Below are 17,360 nucleotides of genomic sequence, written 5' to 3'. Positions count from 1 at the left end.
TCCGGCACACGGGCGGGAGGTGACAGGACGTATGAGCGACATGGCTGTGATGGGCACGACGGCTGCCGGACGAGCGGGGCGGAGGGGAGAGGCGAGGCAGCCGGAGAGGCCCGCCCCCTCCGTCCCCGTCCGGCTCGCGGCCGTCTTCCTGCCCGCGGCGCTGCCGCGCGACGCACGGATCGCCTTCTGGGACCCCGAGGGCGGGCCCGTGGCCGCCGTCCCGCCTCCCGACGGCACGGCCCGTCCCACCGGGATCACGGAGCTCACCGTCGTACGGCGACACGGCGCCGGGGCGCGGCGCAGGACGACGCCCGCCCTGTCGCTCCCGCTCGGCGAGGCGCTGCCCCTGCTGGTGCGCGCCCGGCACGACCCGGCCGCCCACCCGGCCACCGCGTGCTGGGGCGCCGCGGCCCTGCACGCCCTGCGGCTCACCGCGCGCGGCCGGCTGCTGCCCGGCCTGACGGCGACCGGCCACGACGCCTGGCGGGCCGGCCCGCTGGACCCCGACGACATCGCGCACCTGCGGGCGGTGGCCGCCGCGATGCCCCCGGAGGGCCACGCGGTTCCGTTGGACGGGCCCGGTCCGATCCAGCTGCCGGAACCGGAAGCGCTGATCCGCGCCTTCCTGGACGCGGTCGCCGACACCCTGCCCCGCACCCCGGCCGCGCCCCACGCCTCGGGCCGGCCCTTCGCCGCCCGCGGGGCCCAGCACCTGCCCGACGCCCACGACTGGGCCGCCGAGGTCGCCGCCGGCATGGACGCGGGCGTGCGGATCTCGCTCCGCCTGGATCTGTCGGCGTACGACCTCTTCGACGGGGACGGCGACGGCAACGGCGGCGTGCGCAGCGCGGGAGCGGCGGTCGTCCAGGTGCACAGCCTGGCCGACCCCACCCTCGTGGCCGACGCGGCGGACCTGTGGTCGGGGACGGCCGACACGGCGTTCGGTTCCCGCGCGCGCGTGGACGCCGCCCTCGCGGTGCGGCGCGCGGCGCGGGTCTGGCCGCCCCTCGACCGGCTCACCGAGCAGGACGTGCCCGACGTACTCAGCCTCTCCGAGGAGGAGGTCATCGACCTGCTGGGCGTGGCGGCCGGCCGGCTCTCCGCCGCCGGTGTCGCCGTGCACTGGCCCCGTGACCTGGCCCAGGACCTCACCGCGACCGCGGTGGTCCGGCCCGCGCCCGGCTCGGCGACCGACGGCACGGGCTTCTTCGAGAGCGAGGCTCTCCTCCAGTTCCGCTGGCAGCTGGCGATCGGCGGCGACCCGCTCACCGAGGCCGAGATGGACACCCTCGCGGAGGCCCACCGCCCGGTGGTCCGGCTGCGCGACCGGTGGGTGCTGGTCGACCCGGGTCTCGTCCGCAAGGCACGCAAGCGCGACCTGGGCCTGCTCGACCCGGTCGACGCCCTGTCCGTCGCCCTCACGGGCAGTGCGGAGGCCGACGGCGAGACGGTCGACGTGGTGCCGGTCGGCGCGCTGGCCGCCCTGCGCGACCGTCTCACCGCCGGCGTACACCCCGCCGAACCACCGCCGGGCCTGCACGCCACCCTCCGCGACTACCAGCTGCGCGGCCTGGCCTGGCTCGACCTCATGACCTCCCTCGGCCTCGGTGGCTGCCTCGCCGACGACATGGGCCTCGGCAAGACGATCACCGTCATCGCCCTGCACCTCAAGCGGGCCCGCACCGAACCGACCCTGGTGGTCTGCCCCGCCTCCCTGCTGGGCAACTGGCAGCGGGAGATCACCCGGTTCGCGCCCGGCGTCCCCGTCCGCCGCTTCCACGGCCCGGACCGCACCCTGGACGGTCTGACGGGCGGCTTCGTCCTCACCACGTACGGCACGATGAGGTCCGCCGCGGCGACCCTGGCCGAGCAGCGCTGGGGCATGGTCGTCGCGGACGAGGCGCAGCACGTCAAGAACCCGTACTCGGCGACGGCGAAGGCCCTGCGCACGATCCCGTCCCCGGCGCGCGTGGCGCTGACCGGCACGCCCGTGGAGAACAACCTCTCCGAGCTGTGGGCGCTGCTCGACTGGACCACCCCCGGCCTCCTCGGCCCCCTCAAGTCCTTCCGCGCCCGGCACGCGCGCGCGGTGGAGAACGGCGAGGACGACGAGGCTGTGGAGCGCCTCGCCGGTCTGATCCGCCCGTTCCTGCTGCGCCGCAAGAAGTCCGACCCGGGGATCGTCCCCGAGCTGCCGCCGAAGACCGAGACGGACCACCCCGTCCCGCTCACCAGGGAACAGGCCGCGCTGTACGAGGCGGTGGTGCGCGAATCGATGCTCGCCATCGAGTCGGCCGAGGGCATCGGTCGCCGGGGCCTGGTGCTCAAGCTCCTGACCTCGCTGAAGCAGATCTGCGACCACCCCGCGCTGTTCCTGAAGGAGGAGCATCCGCCGGGCGGGGCCGACCGGCTGACCGCCCGCTCCGGCAAGCTCGCCCTGCTGGACGAGCTGCTGGACACGCTGCTCGCCGAGGACGGTTCGGCACTCGTCTTCACGCAGTACGTCGGAATGGCCCGCCTCATCACCTCCCACCTGACCGCCCGCGCGGTCCCTGTCGACCTTCTCCACGGGGGTACGCCGGTCCCGGAGCGCGAACGCATGGTGGACCGCTTCCAGAGCGGGGCGACTCCCGTCCTCGTCCTGTCCCTGAAGGCGGCCGGCACCGGCCTGAACCTCACCCGCGCGGGCCACGTCGTGCACTTCGACCGCTGGTGGAACCCGGCCGTGGAGGAACAGGCGACCGACCGCGCCTACCGCATCGGCCAGACCCAGCCGGTCCAGGTCCACCGGCTCATCACCGAGGGCACGGTCGAGGACCGCATCGCCGAGATGCTCCAGTCCAAGCGCGCCCTGGCGGATGCCGTACTGGGTTCCGGCGAGGCGGCCCTCACCGAACTGACGGTCCGTGAACTGTCCGATCTGGTGTCCCTGCGGAGGCCGTCATGACCCCCGGGCCCGCCGACGAGGCCCGCCGCGCCCTGCGCGAGGCGCGCGAGCGAAGTGAGCGGGAGCCGGGCCCCGCCGGAGACGCAGACGTCGGTGCGGCGACGACGGGGCGTGAGCCGGTGCGGGGACATGGACGGGACGGGGACCAGGTCCAGGCCCGCGATCGGAACCAGGCCGAGGTCGAGGACCGGGCCCGGGACGGGAGCCAGCTCCAGGACCAGGCCTGGGACGGGGACCAGGCCCGGGACCGGGACCGGGACGACGACCGGGACCGGGACCGGGACCAAGGCTGGGGCCAGGGGCAGGGTCGGGACCAGGCGCAACGCTGGGATCGGATACAGGGCCTGGCCCAGGTCCGGGACAGGGATCGGGGCCGGGGCCGGGAACAGGATCATGACCGTGGCCAGGACCCAGACCTGGCCCTGGCCCAGGGTAAGGACCAGGCCCGGGACGGGGACCAGGCCCAGGCCCAGGGCAAGGACAAGGACAAGGACAAGGACCAGGCCCGGAGCAGGGACCAGGCCCGGAGCACGGACCAGGACCGGAAGCCGGAGGAGCGCACTGGGCCGCGTCCCGGGGACGTCGCACGCGCGGCGCTGCGCAGCGCGCGTACCGCACGGCGTGCGGAGGCGGACGGCGGCGCTGTCGCCGACGGCGCGGCGGGGGAAGGCGTCATCCCTCGGTACGCGCAGCCGGACGCGAGTACGGACGGTCCACCGTGCCCACCCGGTACGCCACGAGACGAAGCAGACCGGCCCGAAGAGGTGACCCGGCCCGCTGGGCCGGACGTCCCTGACGGCACACCAGCCTCCGCCCCGGCGGGTGGGGCCGGCCATGTCGGCCGCTCCGACGAAGCGGCGGCCCCCTCCGTCATCCCTACGTCCCTGCCCGGCGAGGCGAACCCCCCTGGCCCGGCGCACTCTCCCGTCGACGCGACCCCCGTGGCCCGCCCCGGCTCCGTCGACGAGGGCGACGGACGACCGGCGGACGTGGCGCGTGAGGCATTGCGGGCTGCTCGTCGGCAGGCGAAAGCGGACACCGCGGCCAACGGTGCGGCGTCGTCCACACGGCGACCGTCCCGGCCGGCCGGCCGCCCGCAGAGGACCGGCGGTTCGCGCACCGCCGATGCCAGGGCCCGCGCCGTGCGGGACTTCGTCGCGGGCGCGTTCCGTCTGCCTCCGGAGGCGGACCCCGCCGGGGGAGCCGCGCCCCTGGTGGAGCCCGCCGGCGGCGGATCCGCCGAGAGTTCGGTGACCCCGCACCCGGAGCCGGACCCGTCGCCCGGCTCGTACCGCCCCGCCGCCGAACCTCCCGCGTCCACCGCCGACGAGCCGAGGCCCTCACCCGCGTCGTACGAGCCACCGCCTCCACCGCCTCCACTGTCACCACCACCGGCCCGGCCGCAGGCGCCGTACCCGGTGGCGCAGGGCCATGCCCCCTCCGCACCGCCCGCGAAGCCACGTGCTCCCCGCTCGATGGCGGCACCGGGCCGCGACGGCGAGCTCCGTCGTACCTTCCCCGCCCTCCCGCCCAGGGCGGCGGACGAGGGATTCGCCGCTACATGGTGGGGGAACGCATGGGTGACCGCGCTGGAGGAGGGCGCCCTGGACGCCGCGCGGCTGGCGCGCGGGCGCGGGTACGCGGAGCGGGGGCACGTCGACGCCATCACCGTGACGCCCGGCCTGGTCCTCGCCTACGTGCAGGGCAGCCGGCCCCGGCCGTACCGTGTGCAGGTGCGGTTGCGCACGCTCGGCGACGCCGACTGGGAGCGGTTCCTGGACGCCGCCGTCGAACGCCCCGGGCACATCGCGGCCCTCCTCGACAAGGAGCTGCCGCACTCCCTGGCGGACTGTGGCACCCCACTGCTCCCCGGCCCCGGCGACCTCGCCCCGCAGTGCAGCTGCCCGGACTCCGGGCACCCCTGCAAACACGCCGCCGCCCTCTGCTACCAGACGGCACGACTGCTCGACGCGGACCCCTTCGTCCTGCTCCTGCTCCGCGGCCGCGGTGAACGCGAGCTGCTCGACGCCCTCTCCCGGCTCAACGCGGCCCGCGCGGCCCGCGCCGCCCAGGACCGCGGGCCCACGCCGCTGCCAGGTGTCCGGGCGGGCGAGGCCCTGGCCGCGCGCACCCTGCCGCCGCTCCCGGCGCCGCTGCCCCCGCCCCCGCACCCCGAGCAGCCCCCGGCCTACCCGGCGGCACCGGGCGGCCCGGACCCCTTCGCGCTGGACCAGCTCGCCACCGACGCGGCCGCCCGCGCTCACGCCCTGCTCACCACGGGCCGTGACCCGGTCGGCGGGCTGACGTTGTGGCAGGACGCGGTCCGCCTCGCCGCGGCCCGCCCCGGTTCCGGCCTCACCGTCGGCACCCGGGCGCTCTACGCGTCCCTCGCCGATGCCGCCGGCCGGGGCACGGCGGACCTGGCGCGCGCCGTGGCCGCCTGGCGCCAGGGCGGACCGGAGGGTCTCGCCGTCCTGGAGGAGCCCTGGGACCCGCCGGCCGGCCGCTTCGACCGGGCCCGGCCCCTGCTGCTCGCCGCCGACCTCCCCGCCTTCCGCCCCTGGCGCAACCGCCTCACCCACCCCCGGGACCACGTCCAGCTCAGGCTCGGCCGGGCAGGACTCTGGTACGCCTACGAGTCGGAACCCGGCCGCGACGACTGGTGGCCGCGCGGCACCCCCGACCTCGACCCGGTCGGCGCCCTGACGGGCCTGGGCACGCCGGGCGAGGTCTGACCGGCGGGACCACCGCCGTGGAGCCCGGGACCACGGTGGCCCCCTTCGCTCCTCACGCGCACCGCATGGCCCGCGAGGCGCGCACCGGCTCACCGCGTACGTCCCGCCGTCCGCGGGCGGCCGCGGTCACGAGCAGGAGCGAACGTGTGCAGCCGCCCGTTCACGATCGCGTGACCCGGCAGACCGGCACGGAACTCCTCGGCCGGTATCTCCCCGCTCGGCCGCACCCCTCCGGCCGCACAGGTGAACGCGTACTCCTCGACACCGTCTCGCGCCAACGAAAGGCGGAAAAACGGCTCCCCGTGCCGCCCACTCCCCTCACTCCATCCTGAGCCCGGGTCAGAAACAGCCCCTTGTCTGCGGCTCCCGGAGAGGTTCGCTGCCATGAACACAAGCGAAGCATTCGCGTGAGCGAATGATAAATCGTAGTACCCAACTGAAAGTATGAAAATAGGCTGAATGCCTGGACGAGAGAGGTCTCGGTCGGGGAAACTGTTCTAAACGGGCCTTTACTCAGGCCTCGTTGGACAACACCTGCACAAGTACGGGGGAGAACATGGCAGGAATTGCACACCGCTGGCTGGCGCGCACAGCAGGCGCAGCGGCCGCAGCGGTGCTGATCGTCGGCGGTACGGCCGGTACGACATTCGCAGTTGAGACCGACCGTGCGGTCGCCGGCGCGGAGCAATGGCTTCCGACGTTCGAGATGACCGCGCAGTACGCGGTGGTCGCGAGCACGCATCCGGACACCGAGCACTGCGCGGGTTTCGAGGTGATAGGGACGGGGACCGCCACCGGCAAGCCGATCACCAACGGCACCTGGACGCAGGACGAGGTGGCATGCACGGCGGTCGTCCCCGGCAAGTACGACATCACCGGGACGGCGACGATCACGGAAAGCGACGGTGACAAGCTCAACCTCAGTTACCGCCTCGCCGCTCCGCTGACGGAGGACAACCTCGTCTACCCGTCCGGCTCGTTCGTGATCACCGGCGGTACCGGTGAGTACCAGTACGCGACCGGCAACGGAAAGATGGACGCGCGGGTCAACCTGCTGGACCACTCCAACGTCAGTTGCTCACTGGTAGGAAAGATCGAGTACCTGGGCTGACCCCGGCCATCGGCCGGGCAGCAGCGGGTGACGGCATGGCGTCGTCACCCGGCATCGGGGCCGGCTCCGCCATCGGGGCCGGCTCTGCGCGTAGGCGCACCCGCTCCTCCCCGCCCCGCGCTCCCACCCTCCAGGGACCGGACGCGGAACGGGGGGAGTGAGCGCGACGCCGAGAGCACCTTCTGACTGCGCACCTCTAAGGGGCCGCACCATGAAGAGCACGATGCAGGACCGTGAACTGCTGGTCCGGGACATCCTCAGGCACGGGCAACGCGTCTACGCGGACAGCCGGGTGGTGCGATGCGCCGACGGACCGGCCGCACGGTCCTCGCAGTCCTTCGCCGACATCGCCGACCAGGCCGAGCGACTGGCCGCGGCGCTGACCCGGCTGGGCGCGCAGCCCGGTGAACGGGTCGCCACGCTGGCCTGGAACACTCCCGAGCACCTGGTGGCATACCTCGCCGTACCGAGCATGGGCGCGGTACTGCACACCCTCAACCTGCGGCTCCACCACGACCAGTTGGGCTACATCGTCGAACATGCCGAGGACGCCTTCCTCCTGGTCGACGCCACCCTGCTGCACATGCTCACTCCCCTGCGGGACCGGCTGGGCAGCGTACGGCACATGGTCGTCATCGGCGGCACGCCGGACGCGGACCTGCCCGGGCACATCACCGTGCACCGCTGGGACGAGCTGCTGGCGGCCGAGCGGCCCGGCTTCGTCTGGCCCGACCTGAACGAGCGGGAAGCGGCGGCGCTCTGCTACACGACCGGCACCACCGGCAACCCCAAGGGCGTGGCCTACAGCCACCGCTCGATCTCCCTGCACACGCTCGGTGTCTCGGCAGGCGCCGGATTCGCGATGCACGACGGCGACCGGGTCCTGCCGATCGTGCCGATGTTCCACGCCAACGCCTGGGGCTGGCCGTACGCCGCCTGGCTGGCGGGCTCCGACCTGATCATGAACGGGCGGCTGCTGCACACCCCGGACCTGGCCCGCGTCATCAACGAGGAGCGGCCCACCGCGGTGGCGGCGATCTGCACGATCTGGAACAGCCTGGTGCACCACGGCGAGCAGCACCCGCTGGACCTGAGCGGTGTACGGCTCGCGGGCTGCGGCGGCGCGACCCCGCCGCGCGCCCTGCTCCAGCAGCTCAAGGACCGCTACGGGGTCCGCCTGAAGCAGGGCTGGGGCCTGACCGAGACCAGCCCCCTGGCCACCTTCGCGGTCCCTCCGCACGGCGCTCCGGACGAGGACGAGGTCGGCTGGCTGGCCAAGAGCGGCCGGGTGATGCCCTTCGTGGAGGTGCGGCTGATCGCGGAGGACGGCAGCGAGCAGCCGTGGGACGGAACCTCCGTGGGCGAACTGGAGCTGCGCGGGCCGTGGGTCACCGGGTCGTACTTCAACACCGAGGACGCCCCGGAGAAGTTCCACGACGGCTGGCTGCGCACCGGCGACCTGGGAGTGATCGAGCCGGGTGGCTGGGTGGTGGTCAGCGACCGGCTCAAGGACGGCATCAAGAGCGGCGGCGAGTGGATCTCCACCATCGAGCTGGAGAACGCGATCATCGAGCACCCGGCGGTGCTGGAGGCGGTCGTGATCGGTGTGCCCGACCCGCGCTGGGAGGAACGCCCGCTGGCCTGCGTGTCGTTGGTGCCGGGCGCCGGGACCGGCGCGGACGAGCTGCGGGAGTTCCTGACCGGGCGGGTGGCGCGCTGGTGGATACCGGAGCGGTGGTCGTTCGTGGACGCGGTGCCCAAGACCAGCGTCGGGAAGTACGACAAGCGGTCGGTGCGGACGCTGTACGCGGAAGGGGCGCTGGACGTCCGGCTCCCGGGTGACCCCGGCGCACAGGTACCCACCGAGCCCGGGAGGCCTGGGGAGTGAACGGCGGTGCGGCGCCCCGGACCACCCGGAGCGCCGCGTCCGTACACCTCAGGCGGTCACCCGGTGCGCCGCCTCGGCCAGCAACTCGCGCTGCTGGTCGGGGCCGAGGTCCAGCTCCCGGACGATCCGGAGAGTCAGCACCAGCCGGGCCTGGATCATGGTCTCGGGGTCAAGCTGCTCACCGTCGGGCTCCGCGCCTCCGTGCAGCCCGTCGGCGACCAGGTGCTCGAGGAACGCCGGGGCGAAATCCTCCGCGCCGGCCTCCAGCGAGCCGAGGACGTCCGCGACGTACTCGCCGATCTCCCGCGATGTCGCGCCCTTCGGGAAGCGGCGACGGACCGCGAGCCCGAACGCGGCACCGACCGCCTGCCCGTAGTGCGGGTCGGCGGGATCGAGGGCGGCGGACTTCTGTGCGAACCCGATGAAGTCGAACGCCAACAGCGCGCCCAGCACCTCGAGTTCCTTGGACACGACGCCGGTCATGACGGCTCGCCTTCTGCCGTGGGAGAAACGGTGGTGGTGCCGGGTGCGGTGGTGGTGCCGTGGACCGCGGTGGTGATCGCCGCCGCGACGCGCTCGGCGTCCCGGCCGACGAAGCCGATCAGCGCCGAGCCGCGGGTACGCATCCGGTACAGACCCAGGTAGTAGCTGCCGGGCAGCGCCCCCATGCCCTCGGTGTGCCGGGGCTGCCCGGTGTCATCGAGCATCTCCGGGTCGAGCCAGCTCCAGTCGGTGCGGTAGCCGGTCGCCCAGATCACCGCGGACGGTTTGACGCGCTCGCCGTCCGCGTCCAGCAGTTCGGCGCCCTCGGCCGCGACGACCCGGCCCATCGTCCGGATCCGGCCCTCCGCGACGAGCTCGGGCACCCGGTCGCCGACGATCGGGTCGGGTGCCTGCATGTTCACCGGCAGGCTCATCACGCCGAGGACGCTCATCCACCAGAACATGTCCCGTCCGAGGACGGTCTGCGGCAGCGGCGGTGAGACGGTGCCGCCGCGACTGAGCACCACACCGTGGGTCCCGGCCAGCTCCACGGCTATCTGCCGGCCGGAGTTGCCGTCGCCGACGATCACCACGGTGCCCGGCGGCACCTGCGCGGGGCCGTGGTAGTCGCTGGTGTGCAGGGCGGTCACGTCCGGACTCAGCCCGGCGGCGAACTCCGGAACCCGGGGGACGCCGAACGCGCCGGTCGCGATCACGACCTGGCCGGCCCGGCAGTCGCCGTGCGCGGTGGTCAGCAGATAGCCGTCCCCGTCCCTGCGCAGCGACAGCACCCGGTGATCGGTCAGCACGGGGAGATCGAACCGCTCGGCGTAGTCGCGCAGATACGCCGCGACCTCGTCCTTGCCGGGGTAGCGCGCACCGTGGCCGGGGAAGGGCAGCCCCGGCAGGCCGGAGAACCGCGCGGACGTGAACAGTGTCAGCGAGTCCCAGCGCCGCTGCCAGGTCTCGCCGACCTCGCCCCCCGCGTCGAGCAGCACGCACCGTACGCCGGCCTGCCGCAGGTAGTACCCGACGGCGAGTCCGGACTGGCCCGCCCCGATGACGGCGACCGGCACGGTGGCCGGCAACGCGCTCATCGGCCCGCTCCGGCGCCGCCGCCGGCGGCCCCGGTCGGCTCCCCGGCGGGCGTGACGCCGGCCTGCCGTCGTTTCGGGTCGGCCTGGTCGGCCGGATCAATTCGCATACCGGATGTCCTCACTCCTTGGTCCTGGACTCCGCCGGTCCCGCGGGACGGGACCGGCGGGTAGCTGCCGGGCCGCCCGGAGAAGCGGCCCGGCAGGTTCGGTTCAGTTGGCGTCGAGGGCCCGGCGCAGCTCCCCGGCCAGGACGCGCAGCCGCTCGCCGCGCATCACCGTGTAGTGGTCGCCGGGCACGTCGACGAGGGCGGCGTCGCCGGGGAAGTGCTCCATCCAGCGGGACGCCGTCTCGACCGTCGCGCCGCCGTCCGCGGCCCGCAGCGACACCACCCGCCCGGCGAAGCTGCTGGGCGCGTAGCGCAGGAGGGCCCGGTAGTTGGTGCGGAACCGGTCGACGATACGGCTCAGCGTGTCGAGGTCGATGTCGTCGGACAACGCTCCCGCCGCGCGGGCCTCGGCGTGCAGCACCCGCACCGGCGGACGGCCGTCGAACGCCTCGGGCGGCAGCTCCCAGTCGACTCCGGCCAGACCCGCCAGGTCCCGGGCGAACCAGGACAGCAGCACCTCGTCGGAGACGGGCACGCCCGTGGCCGGCCCCGGCTGCTCGATCAGGTCGATCACGGCCAGCAGGTCCACCTCGGCGCCCGCCGCGGTGAGCTGGGCCGCCATCTCCAGGGCGATGACCCCGCCCATCGACCAGCCGCCGAGCCGGTAGGGCCCGTCGGGCAGCGCCTCGCGGACCGCCGCGACGTAGTGGGCGGCCATGTCCTCGACGCTGAGCAGTTCCGTGTCCGGCCGCTGGAGCGCGTAGAACGGCTGGTCGTCGCCGAGGAGTTGCGCGAGCTCGGCGTAGCAGAGCACGTCGCCGCCGACCGGGTGCACGAACACCAGCGGGGTCCGCGAGCCGGTGGTGCGTACCGGTACCAGCGCCCTGCGGCGGTCCTCGCCGCTGCCGGCCTCCCGGACCGCCTGGGCGAGCAGTTCGATGGTCGGCCGGGAGAAGAGGCTGGACAACGGCAGGCTGCGGCCCAGACCGCGGGCGATCCTGGCCATCAGCCGCACCGCGAGCAGCGAGTCCCCGCCGAGTTCGAAGAAGCTCGCCCGCACCCCGATCCCGGTCACGCCGAAGAACTCCGCCCATATCTCCGCGAGCCGGCGTTCCACGTCGTCGCGGGGCGCGACGTAGCCGGCGCCTTCGACGGCGACCTCGTCGGGCGCGGGCAGGGCCGCCCGGTCGACCTTCCCGTTGTCGCTGAGCGGCAGTTCGTCCAGGACGAGGACGCGCTGCGGCACCAGGTGCTGCGGGACCACCCGGCGCAGCGCGTCGGTGATCTGCTGCTCGGTGTCGTCGCGCCCGTCGTCGAGGACGACGTAGGCGATCAGCCGCTTCGGGCCGTGCTGTTCGCCCGCCGCGACGACCGCGGCGGCCCGTACGCCCTCGCACTGGGTGAGGGAGGCTTCCACCTCGCCCAGTTCGATGCGGTAGCCCTGGATCTTGACCTGGGAGTCCTGCCGGCCGAGGAACTCGATGGTGCCGTCCGGCAGGAAGCGTCCCAGGTCGCCGGTGCGGTACAGGCGTTCACCGGTGACCGGGTGGTGCAGGAAGGCGGCGCGGGTCTTGGCCTCGTCGTTCAGGTAGCCGCGGGCCAGCCCCGTCCCGGCGATGTAGAGGTTGCCGGGCACCCACACGGGGCAGGGCCGCAGCGCGCCGTCGAGCACGTAGAAGCGCTGGTTCCGCATCGCCTTGCCGTAGGGAATGCTCACCTGGTCGTCCCGGACCTCCCCGATGGGGTGCAGGATCGACCAGATCGACGCCTCGGTGGCGCCGCCGAGGCTCCACAGCTCGGCGTCCGGCAGCAGCAGCCGGATCCGGCCCGGCAGCGTCACCGGGATCCAGTCCCCGCTCATCATGACCAGCCGCAGCGGCAGCCCGGTGAGCCGGTTCGCGAGGGCGTGCTCGGTGAACATCTCCATCAGCGCGGGCACACTGTTCCAGATGGTCACCCCGTGCTCGGTGACGAGTTCCGCCCAGCGGGCGGGCTCGCGGTGCGCGGCCGGTTCGGGCAGGACGAGGGCGCCGCCCACCGACAGCAGTCCGAAGACGTCGTAGACCGACAGGTCGAAGTTCATCGCGGACAGTCCGAGGGCCCGGTCCGCCGCGGTGACGTGGTAGCGCTCGTTGACGTCCACCACCGTGTTCAGGGCCGCCCCGTGCTCGATCATCACGCCCTTGGGCAGCCCGGTGGAACCGGAGGTGAAGATCACGTAGGCGAGGTCGGTGGGCTTGGCGCCGGACGGGCCGAGCGGGCGCTCCTCACCCGCCGGGTCCTCTCCGTCCGCCCGCACCACGGTCCTGACCACGCCCTGCGGCCAGTCGGCCGTGTCGTCCACCCACGGCTGGGTGACGACACGGCTGATCCCGGCACTGTCCAGCAGCACGTGCAGCCGCTCGGCGGGCACCCGGGCGTCGACCGGGACGTACGCCGCCCCGGCCCGCAGGATGCCGAGGGCCGCGACGACCTGCTCCCAGCCCTTGTCCATGACGATCGCCACCAGGTCGCCGGGGCCGGCCCCTTGCGCGACCAGCCGGTGCCCCACCTGGTTGGACCTGCGGTCGAGGTCCGCGTACGTCAGGGTCAGCGCGGGCGTGATGACCGCGGGCGCGTCGGGCGTGGCCGCGGCCCGGGCGAGGACCGCGTCGTGCAGCAGCCCGTCGGGTACCGGCCCGTCGGTGGCGTTGGCCGCGGCCCGTACGGCCAGGTCGGCGGCGGGTGTGAGAGCGGGCCTGGGCCGCTGCCAGACCGCCGGGTCGCGGGACAGGTCGTGCAGCATCCGCAGATAGGCCGCGAACATGGCGTCCACGCAGCCCGCCGGGAAGAGTTCCTCGATCACGTCCCAGTTCAGGACGAGTTCACCGGCCTCCTCGACCGCCTGGTGGTCCAGCCATACCTGCGGGGTGCGGACCGAACTGCTCACCTGACGGCCGTTCTCACCTATTCCCGCCAGGTACTGCACGACTCCGCGCTGCTCGGTGTCCTGCTGACCCGCGAAGTTCACCAGGCTGGTGAAGACGACCGGCGCGGCGGCCCGCACGGACGCGCCGCGGGCCCGGTTCAGCTCCCTGAGTACCTGCACACCGCTGACCTGGCTGTGCTCCAGGTCGCTCCACAGCTGGCGCTGGACGTCGGCGGCGCGGACGGCGAACGTGTCGTCGGCCGAGTCGTGGATCTCCAGCATCAGAGTGGTGGAGAAGTTGCCGATGACGTCGCCGACCTGCGGATGCAGCGGCAGCCGGTTGAAGAACAGCAGGTTCAGCGAGAAGTCGTCGGTGGCGCTCCACTCCGCGATCACCTGCGCGTACGCGGTGCACAGGGCCGCGGAGGCGCTGACCCCGGCGGTCGCCGCGTGCTCCTTGAACCGGGCCCAGTCCTCCTTCGACAGGGTCGCGCCCCGGTGGGTGAACACCGGCCGGTCCAGACTCGACGGGCTGACGGCCAGCGGCAGTTGGGGAGCGGGCGGCAGGGTGTCGAGGCGGCCGCGCCAGTAGGCGAGCGCCCGGTCGTACTCGGGTCCGCCCTCCAGGGCGCGGGCCTGCCGGACGTAGTCCCGGTAGCGCAGCCGCAGCTCGGGCAGCGTCTCACCGCGGTAGTGCGCGGCCCACTCCCTGAACAGGATCGACGTACTGAAACCGTCGATGATCAGAGCGTCGAAGCCGGCGTGCAGCCGGATCGACCGGTCGTCGATCCGGGTCACCCGCACGTCGAACAGCGGCCAGCGGGTCGTGTCGAAGACCTGGTGCCGCATCTCCTCGTGGACGGCGGCCAGCGCGGCTTCCCGCTCGGCCGGGTCCAGATCGGAGACGTCGGTCTCACGGATCACGTAGGCGGGGACATCGCGCTGTACGCGCTGCTCGCCCTCGGCGGTGAAGACCGCCCGCAGCATGTCGTGGCGTTCGATCATCGCCCGGAAGGACGCGCCGAGCCGGTCCAGGTCCACGTTCTCCAGGTCGATCTCGGTCTGGAAGTAGGTGGAGGTGTTGCCGAGTTCGAAGGCGTCGCCTCGGCCCACGAGGTACGCCTGCTGCAGGTCGGTCAGTCCGAACGGCTCGTAGCGTTCCGCGTCGTCCCCGGGCGCCGCGGTGGCCCCGTCGTCGGCCTGAGGGGTCTCCGCCTCGGTCCCCGCGCCGAGCGCGGCCAGTACGTCCTCGGCGATGTCGTCGGTGCTGCGGCCGTTGAGGAAGGCCGTCATCGGCAGCGCGACGTCGAACTCCCGGTTCAGCGTGGTCCGGATCTTCATCGCGATCAGGGAGTCCAGGCCGAGCGCCTGCAACGGCTGCCGGGCGTCGAGCCGGGCCGGCGTGGTGCCCAGCGCCTGGGCGACGGTCCGGGTCACGACGGCCCGCGTCGCCTCGGGCGTCACGGCGGGGGCTGCCTTCGGCACGTCGGCCGGGGCGGGGGCCGCCGGAGCCGGGACGGTCGGGACAGTGGCCGGCCGGTGCTGTGCCGGGACCACCGCGGATGTGTGCGCGGCCGTGGGTGTCTGCCCGACTGCGGGCACGTGCTCGGCCGACGGCGCCTGTACGGCCGCGGGTTCCGCCGCGAGCCGGGGCAGCGCGGGGGCGAAACGCACTCCGTCGGCCTCGGCGACCAGCCGGCCGTGCGCGCCGACGAGCCGGATGCGCGCCCGGGCGCCGCCGTCGAACAGTTCGGCGTGACATCGCAGCCCGTCCCGGGGGACACCCCGGTGGTAGTGGACGAAGCGGTCGACACCGACCGGCACCAGGCCCGGGCCGTCCGCGGGGAAGCAGGCCAGCGCGGTCTGGAACATCGCGTCGACCAGCCCGGGGTGTATCAGGTAGGGCTCCGCCTCGCCGGGCACGGCGGGACGGATCTCGGCGGTGGCCTCGCCCCGGCCGAGCCTGACCCGCTCCACCCAGCGGGTGGCGGAGCCCAGATACAGCGCGCGCTGCCACAGCAGCCGGTACAGCCCGTCGCCGGTCAGCTCGCGGCCCGACCCGACCGGTGCGAGCGTCACCGTGGGGGCGGCCGACGCGCCCGACCGGGCCCGGCCCCGCGCGTGCAGCTGCCAACCACCGGCCCGGTCCTGCGCGTAGTAGCGGAACTGCCCGTCGTCCGCGACGAGCTGGGTGGCGCGTACGGCATCCGCCGACGAGCGGTCCTCGCCGGCCGGATCGAGCACCAGGTCGACGGGCAGCTCCAGCTCCTCCACGGACACCGGGCCCGGCCCGGAGAGCTCGACGACAGCCTCGATCAGCGACTCCACGAACACCCCGGCGCTGACCACCGGTCGCCCGCCCACCACGAAGTCGCCGAGGACGGGATGCGCCACGGGGTCGAGCCGCGGGGCGAACTGCGCCTGCGCGAGCGGCGACGACGGCAGCCGTACGCCCAACAGGTCCGTCGGCCCGACAGGTTGCTCCACCGGTCGCGGCGCGGCCTGCGGGGCGGCGGGCTCGGGTGTGAGCCAGAAGTGGCGCCGCTGGAAGGGGTAGGAGGGGAGTTCGACGGTGCGGGTCCGGTAGGGCTCGAGGACCGCCGGCCAGTCGACGGCGACGCCGTGGGACCACGCCTCGGCGGCGGATTCCGCGAAGCGGTCGAGCCCGCCGGTGTGGCGGTGGAGGGTCCCGACGGCGGCACCTGCGCCACCGAGCGCGTCCAGGGTCTCGGCGATGCCGGAGACGAGGACGGGGTGGGCGCTGACCTCGATGAAGACGACGCCGGGCGCGGCGAGCTGCTCGACGACCTCGGCAAGTCGGACCCGGCTGCGCAGGTTGCGGAACCAATAGGCACCGTCGAGCTCGCTGGTGTCCAGGACGCCGCCGGTGACGGTGGAGTGGAACGCGATCCGGCCCGGTCGCGGGCTGACGTCCTTGAGGTCCTCCGCGAGGGTGTCGCGGATCTCGTCGACGTGGGGGGAGTGGGAGGCGTAGTCGACCGGGATGCGGCGCGCCCACACGTCGGTGGCCTCGCACCGGGCCAGCAGCTCCTCCAGTGCCTGGGGCCGGCCGGCCACGACCGTGGACGAGGGACCGTTCACGGCCGCCACGGAGATCTGCCCGGACCATGCGGCGAGGAGTTCCTCCGCCTGTGCTTCGGGGATGCCGAGCCAGGCCATGCCGCCGCCGCCGGACAGTGCCCGCAGTGCTTTGGAGCGCAGGGCGACGACGCGGGCGCCGTCCTCGAGGGACAGGCCGCCGGCGACGACGGCGGCGGCGATCTCGCCCTGGGAGTGTCCGACCACGGCCACGGGGTTGACGCCGCCGGCCCGCCAGAGTGCGGCGAGGCCGAGCATCATGGCCCAGGACGCGGGCTGGACCACGTCCACCCGGTCCAGGCCGGGTGCACCTTCTTCGCCGCGCAGCACCGCCGTGAGCGACCAGTCGACGAACGGTGCCAGGGCCGCTTCGCACTCGCCGATCACGCGGGCGAACTCCGGCGAGGAGTCCAGCAGCCCCACCGCCATCCCCACCCACTGCGACCCCTGCCCCGGAAACACGAACACGACCGGAGCTTTTGAGGAACGGCCCGGCTTCGCACCCGAGACAGCCGCGGTCACGCCGTCGGTCTCGCGGGTGGCCAGTGCGTCCAGGCCTGCGAGGAGTCCGTCGTGTCCGTCGGTGCCGGGGACCACGGCCCTTGTTTCGAAGGCGGAGCGTGTGGTGGCGAGGGAGTACGCCACGTCGGCGGGGCTGAGTCCGGGTCGGGCGCGGACGTGGTCGGCGAGCCGTTTCGCGGCTTGTGCCAGTGCGTCCGCGGAGCGTGCCGACAGGATCCAGGGCAGGGTGGTGCCGTCCGGTCGGTCGGCGTCGTCGGGTGTGTCGTTGGTGGTGGGTGGGGTGGGGGGTTCGGCGAGGATGATGTGGGCGTTGGTGCCGCTGATGCCGAATGAGGAGATGCCGGCGCGTCGGGTGTGGTGGGGGGTGGGGGGCCAGGGGTGGGGTTGGGTGAGGAGTTGGAGGTTGCCGGTGGTCCAGTCGATGAGTTCGGTGGGTTTGTCGGCGTTGAGGGTGGCGGGTAGT

Annotated in this window: 7 protein-coding genes; 4 read left to right on the top strand and 3 right to left on the bottom strand. The window is 73.8% G+C overall.

Going from position 1 to position 17,360, the window contains the following annotated elements:
- Positions 1-31 precede the first annotated feature (31 nt).
- The 4 genes from ACP4J0_RS31275 (at position 32) to ACP4J0_RS31260 (ending at position 8,681) form a co-directional block, all read left to right on the top strand.
- Positions 32-2,947 (top strand): SNF2-related protein, encoded by a 2,916-nt coding sequence (locus ACP4J0_RS31275; RefSeq protein ID WP_426602085.1) that lies wholly within the window; start codon positions 32-34, stop codon positions 2,945-2,947.
- Positions 2,948-3,831: 884 nt separating this feature from the next.
- The gene (locus ACP4J0_RS31270; RefSeq protein ID WP_426602129.1) at positions 3,832-5,682 is read left to right on the top strand and encodes an SWIM zinc finger family protein; all 1,851 of its coding nucleotides are present in this window, start codon (positions 3,832-3,834) and stop codon (positions 5,680-5,682) included.
- Positions 5,683-6,238: 556 nt separating this feature from the next.
- A complete protein-coding gene (locus ACP4J0_RS31265; protein ID WP_426602084.1) occupies positions 6,239-6,793 on the top strand; it encodes a hypothetical protein in 555 nt (184 codons plus the stop codon).
- Positions 6,794-7,004: 211 nt separating this feature from the next.
- On the top strand, positions 7,005-8,681 hold the full coding sequence (locus ACP4J0_RS31260; protein WP_426602083.1) for a long-chain fatty acid--CoA ligase: 1,677 nt from the start codon (positions 7,005-7,007) through the stop codon (positions 8,679-8,681).
- A gap of 48 nt (positions 8,682-8,729) precedes the next feature.
- Here the strand turns inward: ACP4J0_RS31260 and ACP4J0_RS31255 are convergent, their stop codons facing one another.
- From ACP4J0_RS31255 to ACP4J0_RS31245, 3 genes are all read right to left on the bottom strand, one after another.
- Positions 8,730-9,164, bottom strand: coding sequence for a hypothetical protein (locus ACP4J0_RS31255; protein WP_426602082.1), 435 nt, complete (start codon positions 9,162-9,164; stop codon positions 8,730-8,732).
- Positions 9,161-10,261 (bottom strand): flavin-containing monooxygenase, encoded by a 1,101-nt coding sequence (locus ACP4J0_RS31250; RefSeq protein WP_426602081.1) that lies wholly within the window; start codon positions 10,259-10,261, stop codon positions 9,161-9,163. Before ACP4J0_RS31250 ends, ACP4J0_RS31255 begins: the two co-directional genes overlap by 4 nt.
- Before the next feature lie 210 nt (positions 10,262-10,471).
- Positions 10,472-17,360, bottom strand: a 6,889-nt coding sequence (locus tag ACP4J0_RS31245) for an amino acid adenylation domain-containing protein (protein WP_426602080.1), incomplete at its 5' end; no start/stop codon positions are given.

It is taken from the genome of Streptomyces sp. WG7, from assembly GCF_049975785.1.
Classification (GTDB): domain Bacteria; phylum Actinomycetota; class Actinomycetes; order Streptomycetales; family Streptomycetaceae; genus Streptomyces.
This window is presented reverse-complemented; position numbering and strand designations above follow the sequence as displayed.

Excerpts from the sequence above, each read along its gene's own strand:
- ACP4J0_RS31275 (WP_426602085.1), top strand. The coding sequence starts at position 32 with ATGAGCGACATGGCTGTGATGGGCACGACGGCTGCCGGACGAGCGGGG.
- ACP4J0_RS31265 (WP_426602084.1), top strand. The coding sequence starts at position 6,239 with ATGGCAGGAATTGCACACCGCTGGCTGGCGCGCACAGCAGGCGCAGCG.
- ACP4J0_RS31260 (WP_426602083.1), top strand. The coding sequence starts at position 7,005 with ATGAAGAGCACGATGCAGGACCGTGAACTGCTGGTCCGGGACATCCTC.
- ACP4J0_RS31255 (WP_426602082.1), bottom strand. The coding sequence starts at position 9,164 with ATGACCGGCGTCGTGTCCAAGGAACTCGAGGTGCTGGGCGCGCTGTTG.
- ACP4J0_RS31250 (WP_426602081.1), bottom strand. The coding sequence starts at position 10,261 with ATGAGCGCGTTGCCGGCCACCGTGCCGGTCGCCGTCATCGGGGCGGGC.